A 24,644-nucleotide genomic window follows, 5' to 3' on the forward strand; every position below is an offset into this window, starting at 1 on the left:
CCGCAGGTACGAGCTTCAGTACACCCACACGGCACGCAAGGGCATCAAGAATCTCGATGTCGTCCTGGTACTCAAGGTCGCTCCCCGAGGCGGGTTTTACGACGACCTGTAGCTTGCGTTAGCGATGTGGAGGGGTGCCCCCCGCGCACGCGGGGATGGGCCCTGGGAGCACGGCTGATGCCCTCCCAAGGCCTTCAGGGACAGGACTCGTAATCCACGGACGCGCTTCCGGCTGCGGCGTCGTAGCACTGGCTGACCGGCGGTATCCCGGAGACACCCGGCACGAAGTCGGGGTCTCCGAAGGTGAGCGGGCCCCGTTCGGGAGCACCCGGGAAGGTGAGGACGAGCCTGTCGCCGACCGAGGCCGGTCCGGGGGCCTCCTCCGGCTCGATCGGGCCCTCAGGAGTGGGAACCGTGAACAGCTCAGGCACGGAGACGCTGTGGCCCTCGACCAGGTTCCCGACGAGCACGGTGAAGCGCACCCCCTCGGGGACCTCCTCCACGGAGCTCACGGAGAGGTGGAAGAGCGTCTCGTACGAGTCAGGGGTGGCCTGGAAGGTCGGCATGCCGTTCGGCGAGGTGATCACCTCCGCCAGCCATTCGGCGTTGGTGCCGAAGGGCGTCGGTTCCGGCATCACCCATTCCGTGTCGGGTCCCTCCGTACCTTCCTCTCCCGAACCCCTTACCTCCTGCGGCCCTCCCGCCCCTGAACCCTCTTCGGTCCCCTCCGCGGCTGTACCCTCACCGGTTCCCTCGCTCTCACCGCCGTCTGGCGAGAGCACCTGGGCCGCCAGGAACCCACCGCCCACCGTGCCCAGCAGCAGGACGGCGGCGCTGGCCACCACCAGGGCCTTGGGCACCCGGCGAGGCGGAGCGGGCGGCCGCACGGCACGCACACCCCGCCACTCCCGGTCCAGGAGGGCCCCCACCGCGTTCGACAGCCCTGACCCGTCCAGCGGAACGTCCTGCTTCTGCCGCCCCGACCCCTGCCCCTGTTCCCGCCCCTGTCCCTGGCCCAGGGCGACCAATGCGCGGGCGGCCTGGGCCGCCGTGGGGCGCTGGCGCGGGTCAGGGTCCAACGAGGCGGTCACCAGCGGCAGCAGTGGTCCGGGCACTCCGGCCAGGTCCGGCGGCTGGTCGAGCATCTGGGAGGGGAGGGAGTCCGTGGAACCCGAACCGAAGGGCGCGCGGCCGGTGGCGGCGTAGGCCACCAGAGCGCCCCAGGCGAACAGGTCGGCGGGTGGCGCGGCCGGTGCTCCGCGCAGTACCTCCGGGGCGATCCATCCGGGGGTGCCCACCAGACCGCCGGTGCGGGTCAGCGCGGTTTCGTCGACGGCGCGGGCGATACCGAAGTCCAGCACCTTGGGGCCCTCGGGGGCGAGCATGACGTTGCCGGGTTTGAGGTCGCGGTGCACGATCCCGGCCGTGTGCACGGCGTTCAGTGCCTCGGCGACCCCGGCGGCCAGCCCGAGGAGAAGGTTGGGCGGGAGTGGTCCGTGCTCTCTGACGTGCGCGGACAACGACAACCCGGGCACGAACTCGGTGACCAGCCACGGCCCGTGCGCGTCCTGGCCGGAGCCCAGGAACTCCGGGACCGACCGGCTGCGGACCCGGCTGAGGAGGCGGATCTCGCGGGTGAACCGGGCGCGGAAGTCCGGATCCTCGGTGAGTTCCTCCCGGATGACCTTGAGCGCCGCGTAGCCGCTTCGTGCGCGTCCGCCGGGACGCAGCCGCAACCCCGCGTACACGGTGCCCATGCCGCCGGTGCCGACCCTGCCGACGATGCGGAACCCGCCCAGGGTCTCGGGATCGTCCGGACGCAGCGGAGCGAACCCGGGACGCGTTCCCGGCCCCGGCCCGGAGCGGGAGCCCGGTCCCGAACCCGGTGTCGAACCGGGTGCCGTCTCCGGCTCCGTTCCCGGTGCCCGTCCTGTTTCCGGGCGCGGGCCCGAACCCGGCGCCGGACCCGAGCTGGTGGGTCTCCCGGCGCGTGGGTGCGGTCCGTCGCCGGAACCCGAGCCGGGCCCCGGTCCGTGGCCGCGGTGCTCACTCACTCGGGCGCTCCTCCGGGCAGGGCACGAACTCCTCGTCGGTCATGTCGACCGGCGGGTACGGGTGCCAGTTCATGTAACACGCGTAGGCGCCGCGCGCGGTGTCCGCGTTCCCGCCGAGCGCCGTGGGGGCGGGCAGGTAGGCGAGCAGCCCGCTCTCGGGCGCCTCCGGGAAACGCACCTCGAACTCCGCGCCGGGCGTCTCCCGGCTGACGGTGGCCAGCACCTCGTCGGGAACCGCGACGTGGGCGGGCCGTCCGTCGGCGGTGGGATCCCTGGGGAGCGGGTCCAGCCCCTCGCCGACCTCAAGGAGGGTGATGTCGCCCGATCGCAGCGTGAACTCACCGGCGTCCGCCACGTACTCGACCTCGCCGAACACCATGATCCCGGTCTGGGCGGCGGTGTCGGAGTAGACGGTCTCCACCCGGACGGTCGCCACCGCGTACTCGGCGCGTTCGACATCTGCGGGCAGAGCGGGGCTGGCCCCGTCGAAACCGGGGGTGATCCCGAGCCCTCCGGAGCCGTCCGCGTGCACGGTGAACAGGCCGTTCCCGGAGATCTCCACCGCGATCTCGCCGCCGGCGCCAGCGTTCGAGACCTCGTCCGAACCCTCTCCGGGGCCGTCCCCGTTCTCGCCGCTCCCGCTGCCGGACCCTTCCGTTCCCCCGGCGGCATCGGTTCTGTCAGCACCCGGGCCGGTGCCGCCCGAGCCGGTGCCATCCGGGCCGAACCGGACGCCCACGAACCAGCCGCCTCCGGCCACCAGCAGCACGGCGGCGGCCGCCGCCGCGACCAGCGTCCAGCGGCGCTTCCCCGGCTCCCGCGCGGCCGACCGGTCCGAGGGCTGACCTGTTCCCGGAGACGGGTCGAGGGAGCGGGGCGGGGTGGTCGTGGTGGGCGGCGGCGGTGCCTCCCAGCCGTCCCGGAGCACCCGGGTGACCAGGGCGGTCGCCTCTTCGGCCGGACTCGCGCCGACGGTTCCCGTGAGCCGCGCCCCGAGCAGCTCGGACAGCGCCTGCTCCACGGTCGGCCGCCGTGCGGGGTCGCCCCCGGTGGCGGCGGTGACCAGCGGCAACAGGTCATCGGGGACCCCGGCCAGGTCCGGTCGGCCGTCCAGTACCCGCACGGCCACGGTCTCGGCGGAACCGGTGCCGAACGGGTTTCTTCCGGTGGCGGCGAAGGCGACCAGGGCGCCCCAGGCGAACACGTCGGCCGCCGGGCTCGGCTGGCCGCCGCGCAGCAGCTCCGGGGCCACCCAGCCGGGGGTGCCGAACAGCCCTCCGGTGCGGGTGATGGCGGTCTCCGCGAGGGCGCGGGCGATGCCGAAGTCGAGGACCTTGGGGCCGTCCGCCGCGAGTACCACGTTGCCGGGTTTGAGGTCGCGGTGCACGATCCCGGCCGTGTGGATCGCCCGCAGCGCCTCGCTCACCCCCGTGGCGAAGGCCCGCAGGTTGGTGCCGGTCAGCGGGCCGTGTTCGCGCACGTGCTGGCGCAGGGTGGGCCCGGCGACGTACTCGGTGGCCAGCCAGGGTTGGGCGGCGTCGGTGTCGCTGTCCAGGAAGCGCGGCACGCAGGGGCTGGACACGCGCCGGACGAGGTCGGCCTCGCGGCGGAACCGGGCACGGAAGTCGGGGTCGGCGGAGAGGTCACCGTGGACGAGCTTGATCGCCACCAGGCCGCCGGAGGGGTCCCGGCCGGCGTAGACGGTGCCCATGCCGCCCGCGCCGAGGCGGCCCACGGTCCGGTACCGGCCGACGGATCCGGGGTCGCGGGGCCGTAGGGGTTGGAAGGTCTGGGAAGACCGGGAGGGGCGGGAGGGCGGTTCAGGAGAGGTCACGTGCGCTCCGAGTGCCGCAGGGGGGTTCAGGATCGCAGGTGGGGGGACACATGCGGTCGGTTCTGACCATAACCGGTCACGTCGACGGCGGGCCGGGCCGCCTCACCGGCCGCCTCACCGGCCGCCTCACCGGCCGCCAGCGGCGCCCGCGGCCTGGGGCACGCGGGCCGGACGCACAGCGCCCCCGAAGGGCACCCATGCCCTTCGGGGGCGCTGTGCGTGTGCGGCTGTCGCAGGAACGGCCCGGGTGGTCAGCGCTGTGCGCTGCCGGAGGCGTCACCACCGGGCGGGGCCCACACGGAGCCCCGCGGCGTCTTCGCGGACGGGCCTGTTCGGGGTCTTCGCGGCGGTTCGGGTCGAGCTCCGGGCTAGGAGATCGGACCCGGCTGCGGGCCGGGGCCGGCGGGCTGCGGCGCGCCGAAGGTCTGCATCCGCTCCCGGACCAGCCGGGTGCGGTGCGAGGCGCGCCGGACCCCGGTGACGATGAGGACGACCACCCCGGCGATGAAGCTCAACGGGCCGAGGACGACCAGGACCAGGGTGCCGGTAACGAGCTTGGCCTCGGAGGACGCGGTCTGTTCGAGCGTGCCGATCCCGTAGGTACCCGAGTGGATGTCGTCGCAGCGAAGGACGTACTCACCGGGTTCGGGCGTGGACAGCTCGGCGGTGAGCCGCCAGCTGTCGTAGGCCGTGCCGCTGTAGGAGTGCGGCGCCGTGTCCAGGTTGTCGTTCCCGGACCCGGGGCCCGCGGGCGTGTCGAGTTCGCAGGCGAAACGGTTGGCGTCGCCCTCGACGTACAGCCCCCAGTGGCCCTCCTGCCCCTCCTCTACCTGGAAGGCGGCACTGCTGCCGCCCTCGAACTCGGCGATGAACTCGGGCTCCGCGGTCGCGGAGAGGAGAAGACCGAGGAAGACGAGGAAGGAGGCCAGCGCGCCGATCGGGATGGTGAGCCCGCCGATCCAGTACCAGCGTGCGCGGGGGCGCAGTTCCTTCCCGTCGATGACGGGTGGAGGCGGGACCTGCGGGTACTGGAACTGGGCCTGAGGGTACGGAGCCTGAGGATACGGAGCTTGCGGGTACGGGTCCTGGGGGTGCACGGGGGCCTGCGCGCCGGGGGTCTGGGGGTACGGAAACGGGGTGCCGGGGACGGGCTGAGGAGCCTGGTCCGCCTGTGCGGAGGGATCGTTCCGGGCGGGCTCGTGTGGCGGGGGAGAGGGAAGTGGCATGGCTGACATTTTGTCAGTTCTACGTAGCTGCCGGTGACAGGATTCCAGCTCCGGTGCTGGGACGTTCAGGCGGGTTCCGGGTGGGTGGAGGCGTTCCCGGCCCACACCAGGGTCCGACCACGAACCCGGTGGTCAAACCTCAGCGGGTCGTCGCCTTGTCAGCGGTAGGCGTACCGGCTGCGGATGCGCGCGCAGATCGTCCTGCAGGCCGCACGCGGACGCTCCAACGCGCGCATCGCCCGGGAGAGCGGCCTGCGCCTGGACATGGTCCGGTGCTGGCGCGGCCGGTTCGCCGACCAGGGCCATCAGTGTTTCGAGTTCGGTGCTGTTGCGGGGGTGAGTGCGGTTGCCAGGGCGGCGAGGCGGTCATGTTCCTCGGGTGTGAGACGGCTGAACCGGTCGGCGACCGATTCGGCGAAGCGCTCCCGTAGGCGCACAATCAGCTGTTCGCCCTCCTGGGTGGCCGTTACGCGATTCACCCTGCGGTCCTCGCTGTCGCGCTCTCTCGCCAACAGCCCTCGCCTCTCCAGCCGGTCGATCATGCCGGTGACATTGGTCCTGTCGCAGCCGAGAGTGGTGGCCAGTTCACTGAAGGACGGCCGATCGGAAGTCAGGACGCACAGCAGCTGGGCCTGCTGAGCGGTCAGGCCGAACTCGCGTCCGAGGAGCGCGTAGAGGGCGGCGGCCTCGCGGTGCAGCGTGGTTACGGCGGCAGCAAGGGCATGCGAGGTCATGAGAGAGAGTCTAGATGATTGACCTCATCGACAATTTAGGGGAGTATCTCACCTATCTACATCATCACCTTTCGAGAGACTCAGGCATACACATGAACAGCAAGGTCGCAGTCGTGACGGGAGCGTCCCGGGGGATCGGGCGCGCTGTCGCCGAACGGTTGGGGGCGGATGGAGCGCGGGTGATCGTCAACTACCACTCGGACGCGGTCGCGGCGAAAGATGCCGTGGCCGCCGTCGAGCGTGCGGGCGGACGGGCCACCGCAGTGCGAGCCGATGTGCGCGACGCGACGCAACTGAGCTCTCTGTTCAAGGCGGCCGTTGCGGAGTACGGCGGGCTGGATGTCCTCGTCAGCAACACGGGGATGGCGCGCCCCACATCCTTGGCGGATGCCACGGACGAGGACTTGGAGCTGCACCTCGCCATCAACACCCGGCCCGTCTTCAGAGCCCTGAAGGAGACCGCACTCCACATGCGCCACGGTGGGCGGGTCGTCGTGATCTCCAGCGGCTCGACCGTCGTGGCGCATCCCGGCGCGGGCCTCTACGCCGCGAGTAAAGCGGCAGCTGAGCAACTGGCCCGGACGGCGGCACACGAGCTCGGACCGCGCGGAATCACGGTGAACAGCGTGCTGCCCGGCGCTACCCGCACCGATGCCCTGCAAGCTCAGATGCCGGCTGACGTGGCCGCGTCCATCCGTAGCCAGACGCCCCTCGGCCGCCTGGGCGAGCCGGCCGACATCGCATCGGTGGTCGCGTTCCTGGTCTCGGACGAAGGCGCATGGATCAACGGCCAGACCATCCACGCAAGCGGTGGCCTCTTCTGAGGTGCCCTGGCAGCTGTTGCCCTTGCATGCCTGATGACGGTGTCTTCGCCGGTCAGGCACAGAGTCGCTGAACCGTGGAAGTCGTGGCCTGTGCGGCCTGACGGCGCAGCAGCACGTTCCCGCGCTCCGACTCACCGACCCGCCCGCTGGAGTACTCCCCACCATCAAGGAGAGACATGTCCGACCCCCCTGGCCGGAAGCCCGACCGAAGCGACCGCGTCGGCCCCTGAACAGCCGATGCCCAGGGCAACGGGCTGCCCATTCGACCCGCCCCCGGCACTCGAAGCGAGGCAGCGGAAAGGCCCCCTCACTCGGCGAACCGGTCGCGCCAGCACCGGACCGTGTCCAGGCGCAGGCCGGTCTCCCGGGCGATGCGCGTGTTGGAGCGTCCGCGTGCGGCCTGCAGGACGGTCTGCGCGCGCATCCGCAGCCGGTACCCAGTCTTGTGGCCGTAGGCCCTCGGTTTCAGCCGCTCGTGCTCGGCGGCACGCGAGGTGATTGGACGGGCAGCGGCAACAGGCAAGGCAGACAGGCCGGTCGAGAGAAGCCCCTTCCCGATGTCCAACCTCGCGAAGCCACGGAAGGAGTCGGACCGAGTGGAGGAAGCCGAAACCCGGTACCGACGAGCCCTTGAGGACGGGGAAGCCGAGTGCCCGTGCCCTGGAGTCGCTCACCACCGACCGGTGAACAGGTGCGGTTCCTTCGCGTCGGACCCCGCTCCGATGTTCTCCGACCCCCGCCTCGCAGACACCAGGGGTCAGGGCGCCAACCGCTCGACCAGCGCCCGCGCCCGATCCATCCTGACCTTCTTCGCCTGGGCGAACAGCGCGAAATCCCCGGCGTGCTCCTCGATCAGATCGTTCTGCGCCGCCGCCTCCGCGCCGTGCCAAACCCGGACCACCGAGGCCGTCTCCTTGCACGCCACGTCCGCGCTCGCCACCGCGGTCTCCTCCGCCGAGGCGACGTTGTCCTGCCAGCGCGGGTCCTGCGACGCCTCGGTGGGAGTGGAGTAGGCAAAGCCCCGGTCCGCCATGCACGCGCTCCAGGCGGCGAACGCGTCCACCACGGCGGGGTCGCGCAACGAGGTGTCGAAGCCCGTGCTGATGTAGGAGTTCAGCAGGCTGTCGTCCGTGGCGGGGACCTCCGCCGACATCTCCTGCTGCGCCTGGCGCAGGCATCCGGTCCTGCTCTCGTCCCCGTGGGCCGCCCGGTACTCGGTGACCGGGAGGCTCTGACGCTCCTCCCGCACCCGCTCCACCCTCTCCTCGTGCTCGGATGCGGGCGGCGCCTGGTAGCCGTACAGTTCGGCCACGCCCGTCTCGATCACGCCGTAGCGACGCCGGTGCGCGGAGTCGATCCCCTCCTCCTCGGGCGCGGGGACGACCTGCCAGTCCATGCCGTTCTCCCTCATGCACTCGCGCACGAGCAGGTCCTCGGCGTAGCGCAGCGTGCGCATCTCGAAGGGGGAGAGCGTGTGCTCGTCGAAGGGGAGCGACAGGGTTCGGGCCTGCTCCTCCTCGGCAAGGAAACCGTTCCCGTCGTCGCCGCGGGCACCGCAGGCGGCCAGGCCGAGGACCAGACCCAGTGCCGCCGCGGCGCCCGGAAGGCGCCGTCTGTTCATCGGTTGCTCCACTTCCCAGGGCCGAAGCCGGGGAGGCCGTGCACCGCTGCGCCCAATCTCCCCGGCCCGAGGGCTCACCAGATACGGATCGAGCTGATCCGGTTGTCGAAACCGTTGTTGGTCAGGTCGCTGTCGACCGAATTCGCCTGGGCGTAGTAGGACGGGCCCTCGCCATTCGCGTGTGCGTAGAAGGACGCGTCGTTGGGCTTCCGGTTCTTCATGGAGCTGGCGTTGTCGTTGACGTCGCGGCAACCCGAGCCGCTCCAGCAGCGGCCCTGCAGGTTGTAGACGTGTCCGGAGGTCCGGAAGGACCCGCCCGCGTAGTCGTCGTGTTCGTAGAGGTAGATGTAGGTGGCCTGCGCCTCGACGGCGGGGATGCTCGCGGCCGAGGCCGTCGAGGCCGTGCCGAGCACGCCGGCCAGGGTGATGGAGCCGAGTGCGCCGACGATGGCGAACATACGCCTCTTGCTGGACAAGGGGTTCTCCTTTTGGGCATCAGTGGCCAGAGGGAGCCATCCATGAATTCTCGCTCATGGAATTTCTTCCTTCATCGAATATAACCAACGAGGCGCGGGCGCGAAAGGAGGTGGCATGGCCGCATCAGGCCGTCGCAAGTTTCTTCGCCTAAACTCACAGTCGAATTCGGTTATTTTGGCGTCTTTTGGGAGGGTGTGAATTCCGGGTGTGGCGGTGCAGCGGGGGTGGGTGGGGGGAGTAGCGCGGCGGATCATCGCCGCCGGACGCCCCTGGGCTGACCGGACACGATCGGGACAAGGCACGCGCCGGGCGCCCTCGACCGTGCCGCGTGGCCACTGTGGGACCGCCTCCGAGCCCTGGCCCCTTCGTCGCGCGGGACGACCAGCACGACCCCAGGCCCGCGCAGTCGCGCGGGCCCGTGGTCCGCCGTGAGGAGGGCTTCGTCATCTCGGCGTGCACCCGGCGCACCGTGCCGGTGCACCCCGCTGACGCCGCCGAACTCCAGCCCCGGCCACCGGTCCCTAGACTGCCTGAGCCGACGACGGACGGAACAGGACAAGGGGTGGGACAGCGGTGCGACGACGTGTGGGGGACGTGCTCGGCTGGAGCGGGGTCACGGTGCTCGTGGGCGCCCTGATCCTGACCACGCCCCACGTCTCGAATTTCAGCGAGCGGGCCGCGCCGGGCAGCCAGGGCCCGGCGCTCCTGGTCGGCCTGACGCTGCTGCTGGCCGCCGCGGTGCTGGGGTGGGTGTCCCTGACCGCCACCCGCGACCCCGACCGGCTCGCCGCGCGCCCGACCCTGGGCAGCGCGCTGGGCCGCGGTGCCGTGGTCCTGGTGGTGCTCGCGGTGGTGTGGGCGGCCTTCCCCACCCGTCACCTGGCCGCGATCGTGGACAACGACGGTTATCGGATGTTCTCCGACCACGTGCTGGCCCTGTGGGTCGGGGTGTGCCTGGTGGCCCTGGGCACGGCCCTGGCGCTGGGAGCGGCCACGGCCCTGCCCTGGCACCGGTGGAAGCGGGTGCTGACCGGGGCGGCGGCGGGCACCCTGGTCGTGACGTTGGTCTGGACGCTGGTGCCCGCGGCCCTGACCCGGGCCTTCATGGTCGAGCACACCGTGGCCGCCGCCGACGGCGGGCAGGCGGCGCCGGTCCCGGCCACGATCAGCCGGGTGGGGTGGACCTGGGAGCCCGAGCACCCGGTGCTGGACCCGGTGCTGGGTGTGGAGCGGGGTCCGCGCGGGCCCCTGGTGCTCTACGACGACGGGTTCGTGGCCCTGGACGGGGCCACCGGCGAGGAGTTGTGGACCTACCGGTTGCCCTTCTCCCGTCAGGCGCAGGCCGGGGTGTTCGCGGGCCAGGACCGCTACGCCTACCTGTCGCACGTCACCGAAGCCACGCCTGAGTCTGAGCCGCAGACCCACGCGATGGTGATGCTGGACGCCGCCACCGGCGAGGTGGTGCGCGAGACGCCCATGCCCGCCCTGACCTGGCAGGGACAGGAGAAGTCCCCACCGCTGCGCTACCTCACCCCCGACGTGCGCGTCTTTCGCGTCCACGAGGACGGGCGGTCCCTGGTCGTGGCCTACGCCACCGACTCCACCGAGCGCCTGTGGGAGGTCGAACTCCGGGAGGGGGCCGGTGAACGCTGGTGCCAGTGGGCTGATGACGGTGGGATCCGCGGTCACGGCGACCGGGTGCTGGTGGCGCGCCTGTGCCTGGACCAGGAGCACCTCCCTGAGGAGGATGTTGAATCGACCCTGTACAGGATGGACGTGCCCGAGGACGCGGTGGAGAGCGTGACCGCGCTGGACGTGTCCACGGGTGAGCGGGTGTGGCGCCAGGAGTGGACACCCGACAATCTGTCTTACACGCAAGTGCCCATCATCGGCGCCGTGCGCGAGGGGCGCGGGGGTGAGGCGGTGGCCCGCACTCCGGGCGGGGCGTTCGCCGTGGACGACGGCGCTCCCGCTCAGGTGTTCCCTCCGGCACCGGACCCCATGTATGAGTACGCCGTGGGTGTGGACACCCGGGGCGCGGTGGTGCTGCGCGACCGGGGCGGCGATGAGCCTGGTCTGCTGCTGGTCACCGACGCCAGCGGGGAGGTCGTCCAGCGCAGCGAGGTCGAGGTGGACGCGGACCTGTGGGCACCGGTGAACCAGGCCCGCGTCCTGGAGTCGGTGCTGGTCGTGCCGCACCTGGCCTGGGACGACGCCGACCGTCGGGTCCTCACCGTCTCCGTCCTGCCCTGGGAGGGCGAGGCCGCTCAGCAGGGCTGGACGCAGATCCTGCTGGAGGACGGCGAGGGTCCTGTCGAAGCGCCGGACCTGCTGGGCGTTGGCGACTACGGCGTTCTTCCGGTTCCCGGGGCGGTGGTCTCCCACGTGGAGGACCGCCTGTACGGGCTGGTGCCCTAGACCTTCTTCTGGTGGTTCCTAGTACGCATGCTCATGCGGGCGAAGGAGGCGCCGCCCAGGCTGAACAGCATGACGAATTCGGCAGCCCCCCGACGGCTTCCTCTACCGCCATCCCCGGCTCGCGGTCCTGCTGCGGGTCGTCGGGGTGGCCGTCGCGTTCGCAGCGGTCGGCGCATCAGTCAGCCTGGAGCCGGTGTGGCCAGACACGAAGAAGGGTGCCTGGGCCGCTGAACGCCCAGTCCGGTGGTTCGCTAGATTGCGGTGCATGCACATCCCTCTCCGTTCCGCCGCCGCAGCTGCCGTCGTCGTGGCGGCCAGCGCGTGCACGGTGGCCCCCGGCCCTGGCGAACCCGCCCCGGACAACGCCGTGGTGCGCCTGCAGGAGGCCGGGTACGTGCCGGTGACCTCCGGCATCAGCCCGCGCGAGCACCTGCTGTGCACCCCCGACGGGGAGCGGGCTCCCGACTGCACGGAACAGGGACAGGTGCGCTGGTCACTACCGCTGGAAGGCGAGTATCGCCTGACCGGTAGCCTCACCCTGCACCACCTGGACACCGGTGCACGCCCACGCGACTCCTCCAACCCCTTCAAGGCCGTGGACGCCGGTGAGAACGGCGTGCTCTACGCCGAGAACGCCCTGCTGCGCATGGTGGACGCCGACACCGGTGAACTGCTGTGGACCACGGATCTGCGTGAGAGGTCCGACATCGACTTCCTGCACTCGGGGCTGCGGTCACTGCACGCCGACGACGACCGGATCGTGCTGCGCTTCGAGGACGGATTCGTGCAGGTCGACGCCGCGGACGGCAGCGTGTCCAGCGTCGCGCCCCGCGCGGAGTGCGCCGGTGACCTGGTGGCCATCAACGGCAACGAGGCCGTCCTGGAGCACTGCGGTGGGCAAGAGGGCTTCTACCTGGCCCTGGACCTGTCCACGGGCGAGGTCCTGTGGGAGTTCCGCAGGGCCGACCCGGAGGAGATGGCCGGTGACCTGCTGCGCACCGGTACCTCCTGGGTATGGGTCAGTGACGTCGATGACGGTCCGGCCACCGCGGTGGAGACCAGCGGCGGCCGTCTGGGGCCCGCTGGCCTTGGCACGATCGGCCTGAACCAGATCGGCGACACCGCGGTGGCCCTGGCGTGCGCCCCCGACGGTCTGGGGCCCCTGCGCTCGCAGCCCCACGCGCCCGGGGTGGCCTGCCTGGAGCCGCGCCTGTACGCGGTGACCACCGACTAGCTCTCACGGTGCGCAGTGGGCGGCGGCGCACCGCACCAGCTCGAAGGCGTGCTCCTCTCCCGCGTTCTCGTCGGCGACCCGGTGCCAGACCAGGTACGGGCGGTCGGCATCGTCCAGCTCCAGGTCGATCCACCCCGGCGCGTGGTCGTAGATGCCCACCACGGTGCGGTCATAGCTCTGGCACCGCTCATCGGCGCAGGCCAGGTAGACCACCTCGCGGGTGGAGACGTCGAACGTCGCGATCTGGGGCAGCCCGGCCGAGTCCAGGGCCAGGGCGGGCGAGGTGCGATCCCAGCCCGGGCCCAGCACCTGCGCGGTGTCGCGGTCCTGGCACCTCTGGTCGGCGCAGTCGATGAGCCGCACGGAGCCGTCCCGGGTATCGAGGTAGACGATCACCGGTGTGCGGTCCGGCCTCATCCGCATGATGGCGCCGGTGTAGTGGGCGTTGTTCCACTCCTGCATCCGCAGCACACCGGTCGGCGGGACCAGCTCGGTGGTGGTGAAGTCGGTGCACGGCACGTCGTGGCAGGCGTACAGCGTCAGCGCGCCGCTGTCGGGGTGGTGCACGCTCACCTGCGGCACGCCCTGGTCGGTGGCGGTGACGCTGACCAGGGCCGGGTAGTCGTGGCGGGGGTGGGCGGTGGAGGCCAGCGTGGAGCCGGGTTCGCGGACCAGCAGGGTGGAGGCGGGGGACGTGCACTGGTCGGCGCCGCAGCTGAACAGGGTCAGCAGGGTCTCGCCGAACCCCACGGAAGGGGTCGCGGTCACGACCATGTGGCGGCCACCGCCGGCCCCTCCCCAGGCCGCGATCTTGTCGGGCAGGCCCCGGGTGGTGACCTGGTTGGCGGGATCGTCCTCCGGGGCGTCCCACTGCCCCTCGGGCTCCACCTGCGGCTCCAGCTCCCACGTGTGGTCGCGGCACTGGTCGGGGCGCACGCACTGGTCGTGCACCACGATGCTCCCCTGCGCCAGGAGCGGATCCAGGGAGGCGCGGACGGTGCGCACCGCGCCCCCCGCCATGCCGGTGGTCGCCAGCACCGGGCCCGCCCCGTCCAGGGGCTGATCCAGGTCCCGGCAGGCCGCTGCCTCCTCACACAGCTGCTCTCGGGTGCCCAGCACCACCGAGGCCCCGTCCTCGGGCAGGATCAGCGGCTGGGGGGTGGCTTCGCGCCGCTCCCACGGCTCCACCGAGGAGATGTCGTAGCGCAGTGTCGGCCACGGGCCGTCGGTGAGCAGGGTCTGGTAGAGCTGGAGCGGCACGGCGAGCCCGACGGTCACCGCCACGACCATCCCCACGGCCAGGTACGGGCGCGCGGCCTGCTCCTGCGGAGCCGGGCCCTGGCCGGTGGCGGCCAGGGTGAGCGCCACCGCCGCCACCGTGAGTCCCGCCAGAGCGGCGATCACCGCCAGCACGACGGTGTCCGAGGTCATGGTCGTCCACGCCAGGTAGGAGACGACGGCCGCGCAGGCGACCGCGACGGAGACCGGCCCCCACTGGCCGCGGGCGGTGAGCAGGCCCCGTCCGCGCAGTCCCTTCCACGCGTCCCCGGGGCGCTCGTGCACGTGGACCCCGGCCAGGGGCCGCCAGAGCGGGGTCAAGGACGCGAACAAGACGGCGCCGATGCCGAAACGCAGCGACGGATGGGCCTGCTCGTAGACCTGGAGCAGGGCTGTGTCCGCTGCGAGTACCGCGCCCGCGACCGCCGCGCCTGCGGCCAGCGTCCACGGCGACCGCTTCACGGAGCGCACCAGGGCCCTCGCCGGTGGGACGGATCGTCCGCGCAGCGCCTGGTGGATCAGGTGCACGGCGATGCCCCACGACACCGCGACGACGAACACGAGCGCGACCCCGGCTGCCCCAAGGACCCAGAAGGGCACCAGGTCCGGCAGCGGGGCGTACAGCCAGGGCTGGCCGTTGACGACCAGGCCGTGGTCCGAGACGAACCAGGGCACCAGCACGGCCGCCGCCAACGCCACCGGCAGCGCAGGAAGGAGGAAGGCGCTCGCCACCAGGGGGTAGAGGCTCCAGTGGAGGCGTTCGTTGAACGGGTCCGACGGCTGGTGTGCAGGCCTGGGTGCGGCCTCGCTCTGCATGGGGGTGCCCTATCTGGTCGCTACGCGTTGTATGTCCGCGACGACGATAGCGGGACACCGTCGCGGCCCGGCGAGTGGAAGCAGGCGCAGGAGACCAACGTGCGGGTGAACGCACTTGAATCGCATGAGTGTCGCCCTGCTGGGACTGAGCTTCCGCACACGCGCAGGCGAATTGGTTCGAGAACGGCGATGCGGCTACGCGACACCAGCCAGAGCGAGGGCGACGTGTTCGTGTCAGTGCATCGCCCATTCGCCGCCCCCAGAAATTCGGTCACGGTTCGGTCAGGACGGGTGCTGACAGAGCCTGTCGCTCCCGCTGTCAGCATTCCCGACAGCACTGTCATCCCCTCGGCGAGGCAGAGGTACAACACCTCGTGCAGACCAGGAGCTTGGGCGGCCAGCACGCCGATGCCCTCATGGAGGTAGCGGTAGCCGGTGGCCTGCGAGATCCCGGCATCCCGGGCCAGGCAGTGCACACAGCCGTGTTCTCGGAACCAGCGCAGCACCAGTACCGCCTGGCGGAACGGGCCCAGGGCGCGAGAGCGCTTCGGCGTGCCGATCCTGCGCCGGTGGGCGGCCAGCAGCCGGGCGAGGAACTCGACGACGGGGCGTGGTACGTCGAGCGCGGAAGCATAAGTGACCAAGGTGAAGCCTCTGGTCCGAGCGGACATGCTCTTGGCAGAGCGGTCCTACCAGGGCTTCACGCCTGCCCGGCCTCGTGGCTCTTACCCACTGGCGAAGCCTCAGTGGGTAAGAGCCGCGCTGGACTCAGCCCCAGGTCTTGCCGGCCGGTTCCTTGATGGTGCGGTTGATCCGGTTGAAGAAGTTGGTCAGCGCGATCTCCAGGTTGATCGCGCCGATCTGCTCCTCGGTGAAGTGGGCGTTGACCTCTTCCCAGATCTCGTCGGTGACACCCGGCGCACCGTCCTGCAGCCGGGTGGCGGCCTCGGCCAGCGCCAGTGCCGAGCGTTCCGCGTCGGTGTAGAACGGCGCCTCGCGCCACGCTGCGACGTTGTGCAGCCTCTCCTCGGTGTCACCGGCCTTCTTCCCTCCGGAGACACTGGCGTAGACACATGCCGAGCAGCCGTTGATCTGGCTGGCGCTCAGGTGGACCAGCGAGAGCAGCTTCGGGTCGACGCCCCCGGCGGTGATCGCCTTCTGGAGGTGCTGGATCGCGGTCCACATATCGGGGTTGTTGGTGTTCTTGTCCTTGAGCCGGTTTTCCATGGGGGAGTGCTCTCCTTCATCGGGTTACGTTGCGGCGCCTGTGCGCGTCATCCCTATGACGGAGCAGCTTCCAGGGAGGTAACACCATGGCCGACACCCATCCCACGGACTCGATCGTCGATGCCTTCGAGTCCCACCGTGACCGGCTGCGCGCCGTCGCCTACCGCGTGCTCGGATCACATGCCGATGCGGAAGACGTGGTCCAAGAGGCGTGGCTGCGGCTCTCCCGCCAGGACACCGACACCATCGACAACCTCGGCGGCTGGCTGACCACCGTGGTCGGCCGCATCAGCCTCGACGTCCTGCGGTCGGGCCGGACGCGCCCAGAGGTCTCCTTCGACGACCGGCTGTCCGAATTCACCGTGACACTCGACGACGCTCCTGCTCCGGAAGACCTCGTGGCACTCGGGGACTCCGTCGGCCTCGCGCTTCTCACAGTCCTCGACTCGCTGCGCCCTGACGAACGACTGGCGTTCGTGCTGCACGACGTGTTCGCCGTGCCCTTCGGCGAGATCAGTACCATCCTCGGCAAATCCGCCGACGCGACCAAAATGCTCGCCAGCCGCGCCCGCAGGAAGGTACAAGCCGCCCAGCAGCCAGCAAGCGCCGGACGACAACAACGCGAGGTGGTCCAGGCCTTCCTGGCCGCCGCCCGGGATGGCCGGTTCGAGCAGCTGCTGCAGGTTCTCCACCCCGAAGTGAGGTTCACCGTCCACACCCCGAACGGCACGTTCGTCACGCTCGGCGCCACCGAAGTCGCCACGCGCGCGCGAGTGGCCGGCAGAGCGGCACGAGGACATGCGGCAAGCATCAACGGCCGCCCCGGCGTCATCTCCTGGAGCGAGGACGGCACCCCGCTTTCCCTCCTCGTCTTCACCGTCGCCGACGGCCACATCATGGAGATGACCGCTGTGGTCGACCCGGCCAAACTCGCGCTCATGGACCTGCCAGACCCGGCGTGACTCCCTGCCGGTGAAGTCCGCGCGTACTCGGAGTGGTCCGCTCCACGCCTGGTCCGCAGAGACGTCGAACTTAGCCTCCGAGAAAACCTCAGTGGGTTTGCACTACATGTCGCCGAACCTCATCGTCTCTCTTCGGCGCGGTTGTGTTCAGGGGAGGCGGAAACCGGTCGATTGACAGAAAGGATCCCCGTGGGGAAAATATGGCATGGAAGAATGCAGCTGATGCGGAGGATGCACTCCGAATCTGGAGACCCCTGGGGGCCAAACTATATATGTAAGAGTTGTGTCCGCAATAACCAAGCAAAAGCAGCTGCAGCCAGAGGTGGGTGCGCAGTGATGCTCTTTTTCGTGATTGCCGCACCCACCGCAATGATGTCCGCCCAGATGTTCATGGTGTGACGAGCCGTCCGGCCAGCGCCCAGGGATCCCCATCCACCAGGCCAAGGGACGCATGCTCGGTGATGGTCACTCGGTGCGGTTGAACGGGGTGCGCGCATATCAGCATCTCGCCCATCTGGGTTCCACACTGTGGCCGCTCCCGCCGGGGGAGAACACGGTGGACGTGGTCGCGTCGGGGCTGGTGGAGGAGTCCCGCCTGATCCTGCGCTACATCCCGCTTGCACCGACCAGTTATCAGTCTCTCATTCAGAAATGAGGGCAACCCATTTTTGCGCATGAGTGGCTCAAGGGTTTTGATATGAATGGTTCTCCTGAGTTCCCGAGTCGAGTTATGCCAGTCATTCCTGAGGCGAACCATTCTATTTCAAGCTCCCACCTGACGACTTCCAGTGGGGGGTTCGGGGTTGAAAGCTCCAGGAGTTCGAATTCTCCGACTTCGATGGGGAACCCGTTTGTCCAGGGTATGTGCTCAAGTCGCTCATTTCCTGGATCAAGTCTCAGGTGGAAGCGTGGATGAAGGCCGTAGGACACGCCGTTAGATTGGTGGCCTGGACTGGGCTCGCCGAGTGTCCTGGAGATGACTACCGGGCGAAGTCCTCGAATGAATACTGCAGTTGTGAACTTGCTTTCAAGAGAGATGAAGAAAATACCGTTATGCGTTGGCTCGTATGTCTCGATTTCTCTTACTCTAAAGGGGTTCTCTTGTCGCTCCTTTGGTTCGGGCGCGTTGAAGTATGCGTTACTAATTGTGTGAGCCTGTATGCTAACTCCTTTGACTGTTCCATGGATGTTATTCGACGCTGCTGGGGTTGAGTTTTTGTGCAAGATTCTTTCTCTAGGGTTGTGTGCTAAATGAAAATATATCATTGACTATTCAATCACGACTTGAGATTAAACGCCAGGCCGCCGTTCCTCAACATGATTGGCGAGATCGATGACGACGTGGTCGCGTCCAGGTTGGCTGAAGAGTCCCGCCTGCTCCTGGCATGCACGCCGCTCGCACCTACCGCCTAAACCGACCACCCGTGTTCGGAAGCGTTCCCTCAAGTGAGCCCTGCGCACGCGGGGATGGGCCGAACCGGCTGTCATGGTGGCGGTGTGCCTGGGAGTGAGACCCACGCCCGTTCCGAACCCAGATGTCGTCGTCGGCTTCACCTCCGGTGAGGCATCCCCTGTCAGGGGTGCCATCACCGACCAGCCATCCGGACAGACGCGGACGGCCCCACCCGGCAGGCAGGGCCGTCTCCTTCACAGTCCCTGGAAGGGATCCTCCTCAGATACGGGCGTCTCGTCCCCGACCTGGCGCTCCGGAGCCTCGGGCAGCCACTCTGGGTCCTCCTCCTCATTGACTTGCGCCGTCAGCCGGATCAGCTGGAGGCCGTCGAAGTCCAGCACTTGCCGTCGCCGCTCGCCCGCCGTGAGCACGACATATCCCTGCTCGTTGTCGGCGGTGTGCAGGCACACCGCGGCGCCGTCCCCCACCGACGCGCTCACGGCGGACCACAACTCCTGGCGCACCCGAGCGTTCATCGTGCCCACGTACAGGCCCGCGTCAGGTTCGGTCATCCACCGGGACAGGGCACCGCGCACCCGGTCCGGGACCGCGGTCGTGGCGATCACCACCATCGACCCCATCAGCGCCCCTCCACCGCGTAGTTGACTCCGCCCGAGACCGCGCCGGCGGTGGGGTCCCACAGGTCGACCACCCGCCACCGCAGCGGCGTCGCCTCCGCGCCCTCGTCTTCGTCCTCGTCCTCGATGTCCGGGTCGAGCAGGGCCTGGATGTCCCGCACCATACGCGGGATCATCCTGTAGAGCTGCAGTTCGGTCCGCAACAGCGTCCGGGCCCGCCCCTCGGGATTCTCCGCCTGGTGCAGGGAGAACGCCAGCGGGATCGTGGTCTGCGCCTTGTAGAGGTCGGCGATGTCGTAGACGAACGACTGCTGCTTCCCGGAGTGCACGAAACCCAGAGCGGGGGAGCAGCCCAGATGGGCGATGACCGAGTGCACCACCCCGTACAGGGCCGCGTTCCCCGCCGACAGGGCCTTGTTCACCGGGTTCTGCCCGTCCCAGTCGGCCGGGTCGTAGTTGCGCTTGAACGGCTTCACCCGGTGCTTGGTCGCCAGACTCCGGTACAGCGCCTTCATGCGCTGCCCCTCCAGGGCCCGCAGGCGCTCGATGCCGATGCCCTCCTCCACCTCCTCCCCGAACCGCATTTCGTACATGCGCCGGGCCACGGCCAACCGCGCCGTGTCGTCGGCGTAGGCCCGCGCCTGCCGGTCCAGCCACGCGGTGGTGCGGCTCTCGGGGACCAGGCTTCCGTAGTGCAGGATGCCGCCCGACCCGCAGCAGACCACCGTCGTGCCGTGCCGCATGAACGTCGCCAGCGCGGGCGAGGTGATGGAGGTGCCCGGTCCGAGCAGTAGGCAGGCCAGGGAGGCCGTTGGGATCTGTACCCGGTGCACGGTGCCCGCTCCGGCGGCGACCTCGGCGCATACCCCGGTGTCGGTCTGCACGATCCGGCAGATGTCCGCGTACAGGAACGACAGGTTGTCCGACACCTTCGGCAGCATCGCCAGGGTCGGTCGGGCCAGCGCCTTGCGCGCCTGTGACCCGTTCGTCTCCGTCACCGGCCTCACCACTCCGCCGAGGCGAGGCTGAGCATTCCGCAGCCGAACGACTTGCCCCGGCCCACGCCCTCGACCACGGCCTTGCGCACCGCTTCCGGGTCGTTGACCACCGCGTGGCCGTCGAACCGGGTCATGTGCAGGCGCACCCTGCGTTTTCCGTTCCTGCCCGGGTCCAGGGCCGGGCCCAGACCGGTGCTCAGCACCTCGTGCAACTCCAACCCGTGGCGTTCGGCGCGGTCGCGCCACCACTGGTCGGCGTCGGCGCCGTACAGCGGCCGCGTGTAGGCGTTCACTCCCGGGCGGGCGCGGTCGCCGAGGCGCTCGGCGTTCTTCTCCGACTTGCCGAGCCTCTTGCTCGGGGTGGCCGCCAGGCGGTAGCGCACCTCCTTCCCCTTCTCCAGCCCGTCGAGGAAGGGCGTCAGGTCGCGCTCGGCGGCCTCGCCGATTCCGCCAGCGAGCTGAGCCAGGTCGAGCCGATCGTGGCTCTGGACGAGCAGGACTGGCCCGGTGCGGCCCTCGTCCACCCGAAAGAGCAGGCCGGTGTGCTGGCGGGGTGAGGGCATGTGCCCTTCGCCCAGGTGGGGTGAGACCAGGCTGATGAGCAACCGGTGTACTTCCCCGGCGTTGGCGAAGGCTGCGCGGGCCCGTCGCGAGGACAGGTCGGGGGTGATCTTCGTGAGCCAGGTCAACGGTGCTCCTTGACGTAGGCCAACAGGCGTTCCTGGTACTGCCGGATGCTGTCCGAGACCAGCTTCGCGGACAGCGCGGTCCTCTCCACCCGGACCTCCCGGCTCGTGTACCGGCGGTGGGCCGAGGCGAAGGAGCGGGGGACGTCGTTGAGGACGGTCCTGCCGTCGGCGGTGGTGTCACCGGACGAGACCTGCTCGGAGACCAGCTCAACCTCGACGGTCTCCTGCCCTTCCGGGACACGGCGGCGCGGTAGCGGCACCGCGGTGCGCAGCTCGTGTTCGGGGTCGGGGGCCTGGACCCTCAGCACCAGCAGGGGATCGGGGACGAACGAGCGCCGCCCCAGGTAGGTTTGCCAGCGGGGAGACAGCAGAGAGCGCCCGATGTCCTCGCTCCCGGGGCCGGTGACGGCCACGGTGAACACCGCGTCGGCCAGGTAGGCCCGCCGGGTGACGATGGTGGTGGCGCCCTCCGGGCGCCGCTTGCCCTCGGCGGTGGGCACCGTTCGCTCGCGGGGCAGGCCGCCGCCGACCGTGTGGAAGTCGGTCATGCGGACGCCGTGCGCGTCGACGCGCACGAGCAGCCTCAGCTCGTCGTAGCGTTCCAGGCCCTCGTCCCGGCCCACGCCCTGGGCGGCGGCGAACATGCCCACCAGACCGGACCGGCTGGGGAAGGCCAGGGTGTCGCGTTCCCCGAACGCACTGTGCTCCCCCCAGCTCTGCATCGGTCCGGCCAGGCGCAACAGCAGACCGCTCACGACCCGTCCCCGGGGTAGGCGGCGGCCACGGCGGTTTCGACCAGCTTCGGGTAGCCCGTCAGGCGCTCGCCGAGATGCTCGACCGGTTTGTCGTCGATTCCAGCGTGGGCGGAGGACAGGACGGTGTCGGGCCACCAGAGCTGGCCGAGCTTCCCGGCGTAGTCGCTGAGCCGGGACACCGAGGCAGGAGCGAACCCCTCCGTGCCGCGTACCGCCGCCTCGAAGGCGGGCGCGTACGACATCGGCCGGTCCGACCGCACCACCACGTGGGCCAGGTCGGGCAGGGTCATCGCCGCGGTCGCGTTCTGCTTGCCCGAGGGGACGGTGCCCAGGAACGCCCGCAGGAACTCCGACACCAGCTCACGGGCGGCCGCGGTGTCCCCGTCCAGGTTGCGCAGCAGCCCGGCCAGGTCGATGTTGGCGTAGCGGTAGAACGTGCCGGTGCTGAACTGGCCGACGTTCATGTGGCCGCTGCCTCGGTCGTTCTCCTTGGGGACGTCGTCGACCGCGGTGAAGAAGTCCACCTCCACGCTGGTGCCGTGGGTGGTGAAGGCGTGCGCGAACTGCACGGTTCCGTCCACCTCGGTGGAGGGCAGTTCGGCGAGCATCCGGCCGAACAGGTTGACGGTGGCGTTGCGCGAACGCAGCACCGCCACGATGTCGTCGGCGGGGAGAATCCCCTTGGGGGTCTTCTTGGCGGACTCCTTGGCCACGGCCTCACGGTGCTCGTGGGCGATGGCGGCCAGGGCGTCGACCGCGGAGACGGGAAGGTAGAAGAGCACGGAGGTCGCCCGTGACTCCCCCTCCTTCTCCTTCTCCAGCTTGATTCCGCCCTTGGCCGCGGACAGGACGATCTGCTGGCCGCCCTGCTCGGCCAGGGACGGGTCCCAGCCCAGGGCGGTGAGGCGACCGGCGATCTCCCCGACGATGCGCCGCGTGCGCACCGCCGGGTCGCCCAGGCGCTCCTCGACCCGGTGACGCACGGTGCGCTTCCAGCTCTGGCTGGAGACGCGGGTGCGCTCGGTGCCGCCGTAGACGACGGTCTTGGGAGAGCCCAGGTCGTCACGGTTGACGTTGGAGTAGGGGAGGGTGTGCAGGACGTGGATGTCCAGGAACGTGGGGGTGCTCATGCTGCGTGGTCCTTGGTGTCGTCGGTGCTGGTGTGCTGGGCCCGGGCTTCTTCGCGCCTGGCCCTCTCGGTCTCGATGGTGCGGTGGTAGCCCTGCACCCACTCCTTGGCCACGGAGTCGCGGTCGGCTCCCCAGCGGGACAGGTCCAGGGTCAGGCGCCCCCAGTCGATGCGGACGTCCTTGTCGCGGGCGTGCAGGATCAAGCGGGGGAGTTGCGCGTGCACCCCGTCGGCGGACTGGCGGCACAGCAGGTGCAGGCGCTCCTCGGTGGTGTCCGCCTTGAGCTGGCCCTTGGTAACGGCCTTGCCGAGGGTGGTGCCGAGGTTGGCGTGCCTCCTCAGCGGGTCGGTGTCCCTCTGCTCCGCGCCCTCCTCACCGGGGGTTTCCCGATCGGCTGGGGAGGCGTCCTGTGGAGCCTGCTCGGGAGAGTTCTCGTCGTCCTCCGCGCTGACTCGGTCGCGGGCCTGGCGGGGCTGGGCGGCGATCATCGCGGCCACTCCGTAGAAGGCGCGCTCCACGTCCCTCTCCGGGAACCACCATCGGGCTTTGCCGTCGGACTCGATGGAGGTGAGCAGCCGGTCCAGGTAGCGCGCGACGAACCCGTGGACCGGCAGGACCGCCGGGTCCTCGACCCTTTTGCCGCTCGCCCTGCGCAGGACGGCCCGCACGGCGGGCTCGTCGCGCACCCGGTCTTCGAGGTCCTCCGCCATCCGGTCAGCGGCGCGAAGGACCTCCCTCGCCTTGCTCATGTCGTCTCTTCTCGGTCGGTGCGGCGGGTGGGCCGCCGCAGGAACAGCAGTTGCCGGTGACGTTCCACCACGGCGGCGACGCGGGGGCGGGAACAATAGGGGCCGGTCACCTCGTCATAGGCGGCCAGTGCCAGGCGGGAGAAGGCGATGCCGGGGCCTTTGGCTTCGGTGTCCATGGCGATCCTCCAGAACTCCGACTCGGCCTCGGACCAGTACCGGGACAGGCCGCGCCGCAGCCAGGGTCCGGTTCCGGTGTCGGTGCGCCCGGAACCGCCCGAAGGGCTGTTGCCCTCCTTCCAGGCGTCGGTCAGGGCGTCCTTGAGGCGCAGCCCCAGGGACTCGGCCGAACGGCGGGCGAGCCGGATCCGGGTGCGTGCCGCGACGGCCTCCTCGGAGGGAGCGTCGGAGTCCTCCAGCCAGCGCAGGACCGCCGGGGTGTTCGCGGTGAACCACTGGCGGTCACGGGTCTGGCCGTCCTGGTCGAAGCCGAAGGCGCGCAGTCGCAGTGCCCGTCGCAGTTCATCGGGGAGATGGGTGGTGATGGTGAGGTCACCGAGCAGTGCGGGACGGAACCGGTCCTGGGAGTCCTCCGACAGCAGCGAGTCCAGGTCGCGCCAGACCGCACGCGTGGCGTCGGCGGGGCGGGCGTACCGGCGGCCCTCCTTGCTCGTCAGGTGGATGAGGTAGGGGTCGGTGGGAGGAACCGGCCGGTCCCGTCGTGCCCAGGTGACGTAGGCGTCGACGACCTTGTCGCCCCCAGGGTCGGGGACCAGCAGGACCGCGTGTGAGGCCTGGTTCAGCAGGGTTCCGGCCAGACCGGTGGACTCCTGCGGTGCCCCCAGCGGGTCGGGCAGTGTCTCACGCTCCCAGGGCGCGGGTTCGACGTCGCCGGGCTCGTCGTCGCTGTCGCCGTCGAAGGGGATGTTGAGGACCAGGCTCTCGAAAAGGGTCCGCCCCAGCGGGTGGAAGGACACTGTCCCGCGCAGGGGGCCGGCGGTGCTGTTGGCCTCGGAGCGGCCGTCGACCGTGCGCGAGGTGCAGCGCCCGGAGGGGCCGTAGCCGAGAGTCGCGAGCAGGTGCCAGGCGGCCTCGTCAGGAGGCAGGGGCACCGGAGCCAGGTCGTGGTGGTGGCCGCCCAGCCACACCTGGTTCTGTCCGGCGGTGCGGCCCCAGGCGAGTTTGTTGACCCCGGAGGTCTTGGCGCACTGTTCGCGTAGGCGTGGATCCTGCGACCAGAGGCGCTCGGGGTGGAACAGGTCGAAGCGGCCCGGGAGGGAGGCGAAGTAGGCCTCCACCCGGCTCCGGTCGAACGTGTCCACGTCCAGGACCTTGCGGCGCGCCCGGTACCAGTCGCCGGCCTCGGCGGTGAAGTCCAGACCGGTGACACGGGCGGCCAGCAGGGTCAGCACCCGCCACAACTGGGCGGAGGCCGGGGGGATCGGCAGTTCGATGTCGGAGAACTCGTGGGCGCGGCACAGCAGTTCGCTGAGTCCGACCGAGGGCGCGGGTGTGCCGTCGGCCGCGTGCACCGGCAGCCAGGGCCGTTCGGCCAGGTCGTACGAGGCAGGGGTCACCATCGCTCCGTGC

The 24,644-nt window shown here is 70.2% G+C and carries 22 protein-coding genes; 5 read left to right on the plus strand and 17 right to left on the minus strand.

Annotated features, from left to right (window positions below; translation table 11 throughout):
• Positions 1–194: 194 nt before the first annotated feature.
• The 4 genes from HGB44_RS24800 to HGB44_RS24815 form a co-directional block, all read right to left on the minus strand.
• Positions 195–1,823, minus strand: a complete 1,629-nt coding sequence (locus HGB44_RS24800) for a serine/threonine-protein kinase (protein WP_082768482.1) — start codon at positions 1,821–1,823, stop codon at positions 195–197.
• A gap of 223 nt (positions 1,824–2,046) precedes the next feature.
• On the minus strand, positions 2,047–3,888 hold the full coding sequence (locus HGB44_RS24805) for a serine/threonine-protein kinase (protein WP_061081855.1): 1,842 nt from the start codon (positions 3,886–3,888) through the stop codon (positions 2,047–2,049).
• Between the two features lie 368 nt (positions 3,889–4,256).
• Positions 4,257–5,114, minus strand: a complete 858-nt coding sequence (locus HGB44_RS24810) for a hypothetical protein (RefSeq protein WP_061081854.1) — start codon at positions 5,112–5,114, stop codon at positions 4,257–4,259.
• 305 nt (positions 5,115–5,419) lie between these two features.
• Positions 5,420–5,848, minus strand: coding sequence for a MarR family transcriptional regulator (locus tag HGB44_RS24815; protein ID WP_061081853.1), 429 nt, complete (start codon positions 5,846–5,848; stop codon positions 5,420–5,422).
• Between the two features lie 14 nt (positions 5,849–5,862).
• Between HGB44_RS24815 and HGB44_RS24820 the strand changes: the two genes are divergently transcribed.
• A complete protein-coding gene (locus HGB44_RS24820; protein WP_231972528.1) occupies positions 5,863–6,672 on the plus strand; it encodes an SDR family oxidoreductase in 810 nt (269 codons plus the stop codon).
• A gap of 307 nt (positions 6,673–6,979) precedes the next feature.
• Here the strand turns inward: HGB44_RS24820 and HGB44_RS24825 are convergent, their stop codons facing one another.
• The 3 genes from HGB44_RS24825 to HGB44_RS24835 all read right to left on the minus strand — a co-directional run bounded on the left by HGB44_RS24825 (position 6,980) and on the right by HGB44_RS24835 (position 8,769).
• Positions 6,980–7,096, minus strand: a complete 117-nt coding sequence (locus HGB44_RS24825) for a helix-turn-helix domain-containing protein (RefSeq protein ID WP_210752120.1) — start codon at positions 7,094–7,096, stop codon at positions 6,980–6,982.
• Between the two features lie 333 nt (positions 7,097–7,429).
• Positions 7,430–8,293 carry a hypothetical protein gene (locus HGB44_RS24830; RefSeq protein ID WP_061081852.1) on the minus strand — a complete coding sequence of 288 codons (864 nt, stop codon included), beginning with the start codon at positions 8,291–8,293 and terminating at the stop codon, positions 7,430–7,432.
• Positions 8,294–8,367: 74 nt separating this feature from the next.
• On the minus strand, positions 8,368–8,769 hold the full coding sequence (locus tag HGB44_RS24835; protein WP_013152350.1) for a peptidase inhibitor family I36 protein: 402 nt from the start codon (positions 8,767–8,769) through the stop codon (positions 8,368–8,370).
• A 574-nt stretch (positions 8,770–9,343) separates the two neighbouring features.
• On the opposite strand from HGB44_RS24835, the gene HGB44_RS24840 reads away from it, so the two are divergent.
• Together HGB44_RS24840 and HGB44_RS24845 are read left to right on the plus strand one after the other, a co-directional pair.
• On the plus strand, positions 9,344–11,188 hold the full coding sequence (locus tag HGB44_RS24840; protein WP_168444132.1) for an outer membrane protein assembly factor BamB family protein: 1,845 nt from the start codon (positions 9,344–9,346) through the stop codon (positions 11,186–11,188).
• Positions 11,189–11,453: 265 nt separating this feature from the next.
• Complete coding sequence (locus HGB44_RS24845) at positions 11,454–12,422, plus strand: outer membrane protein assembly factor BamB family protein (protein WP_061081850.1); 969 nt, start codon at positions 11,454–11,456, stop codon at positions 12,420–12,422.
• A gap of 3 nt (positions 12,423–12,425) precedes the next feature.
• Here HGB44_RS24845 and HGB44_RS24850 read toward each other — a convergent pair whose 3' ends face one another.
• Together HGB44_RS24850 and HGB44_RS24855 are read right to left on the minus strand one after the other, a co-directional pair.
• On the minus strand, positions 12,426–14,516 hold the full coding sequence (locus HGB44_RS24850; protein ID WP_061081849.1) for a hypothetical protein: 2,091 nt from the start codon (positions 14,514–14,516) through the stop codon (positions 12,426–12,428).
• Positions 14,517–15,284: 768 nt separating this feature from the next.
• Complete coding sequence (locus HGB44_RS24855; RefSeq protein ID WP_061081848.1) at positions 15,285–15,743, minus strand: carboxymuconolactone decarboxylase family protein; 459 nt, start codon at positions 15,741–15,743, stop codon at positions 15,285–15,287.
• Between the two features lie 86 nt (positions 15,744–15,829).
• Between HGB44_RS24855 and HGB44_RS24860 the strand changes: the two genes are divergently transcribed.
• A complete protein-coding gene (locus HGB44_RS24860) occupies positions 15,830–16,705 on the plus strand; it encodes a sigma-70 family RNA polymerase sigma factor (protein ID WP_061081847.1) in 876 nt (291 codons plus the stop codon).
• Positions 16,706–17,156: 451 nt separating this feature from the next.
• Positions 17,157–17,360: a hypothetical protein gene (locus tag HGB44_RS24865; RefSeq protein ID WP_168444133.1), complete on the plus strand. Its 204-nt coding sequence runs from the start codon at positions 17,157–17,159 to the stop codon at positions 17,358–17,360.
• Here the strand turns inward: HGB44_RS24865 and HGB44_RS24870 are convergent.
• The 8 genes from HGB44_RS24870 to casA form a co-directional block, all read right to left on the minus strand.
• Positions 17,351–17,929, minus strand: coding sequence for a hypothetical protein (locus HGB44_RS24870; protein WP_168444134.1), 579 nt, complete (start codon positions 17,927–17,929; stop codon positions 17,351–17,353). The genes HGB44_RS24865 and HGB44_RS24870 overlap by 10 nt on opposite strands.
• A gap of 423 nt (positions 17,930–18,352) precedes the next feature.
• The gene (cas2e, locus tag HGB44_RS24875; RefSeq protein WP_082768480.1) at positions 18,353–18,739 is read right to left on the minus strand and encodes a type I-E CRISPR-associated endoribonuclease Cas2e; all 387 of its coding nucleotides are present in this window, start codon (positions 18,737–18,739) and stop codon (positions 18,353–18,355) included.
• The gene (gene cas1e, locus HGB44_RS24880) at positions 18,739–19,734 is read right to left on the minus strand and encodes a type I-E CRISPR-associated endonuclease Cas1e (RefSeq protein WP_231972527.1); all 996 of its coding nucleotides are present in this window, start codon (positions 19,732–19,734) and stop codon (positions 18,739–18,741) included. Before cas1e ends, cas2e begins: the two co-directional genes overlap by 1 nt.
• A 5-nt stretch (positions 19,735–19,739) precedes the next feature.
• Entirely contained in the window at positions 19,740–20,423 is a 684-nt protein-coding gene (locus HGB44_RS24885; protein ID WP_061081846.1) for a type I-E CRISPR-associated protein Cas6/Cse3/CasE, read from the minus strand.
• On the minus strand, positions 20,420–21,178 hold the full coding sequence (gene cas5e, locus HGB44_RS24890) for a type I-E CRISPR-associated protein Cas5/CasD (RefSeq protein WP_061081845.1): 759 nt from the start codon (positions 21,176–21,178) through the stop codon (positions 20,420–20,422). Before cas5e ends, HGB44_RS24885 begins: the two co-directional genes overlap by 4 nt.
• Entirely contained in the window at positions 21,175–22,308 is a 1,134-nt protein-coding gene (cas7e, locus tag HGB44_RS24895; protein ID WP_061081844.1) for a type I-E CRISPR-associated protein Cas7/Cse4/CasC, read from the minus strand. The genes cas5e and cas7e overlap by 4 nt, the downstream gene beginning before the upstream one ends.
• Complete coding sequence (casB, locus tag HGB44_RS24900; protein WP_082768479.1) at positions 22,305–23,057, minus strand: type I-E CRISPR-associated protein Cse2/CasB; 753 nt, start codon at positions 23,055–23,057, stop codon at positions 22,305–22,307. The genes cas7e and casB overlap by 4 nt, the downstream gene beginning before the upstream one ends.
• A complete protein-coding gene (gene casA / locus HGB44_RS24905; RefSeq protein WP_082768478.1) occupies positions 23,054–24,634 on the minus strand; it encodes a type I-E CRISPR-associated protein Cse1/CasA in 1,581 nt (526 codons plus the stop codon). The genes casB and casA overlap by 4 nt, the downstream gene beginning before the upstream one ends.
• Positions 24,635–24,644: the final 10 nt, after the last annotated feature.

This window comes from Nocardiopsis alborubida (assembly GCF_012396365.1).
In the GTDB taxonomy this organism is placed as follows: Bacteria; Actinomycetota; Actinomycetes; order Streptosporangiales; family Streptosporangiaceae; genus Nocardiopsis; species Nocardiopsis alborubida.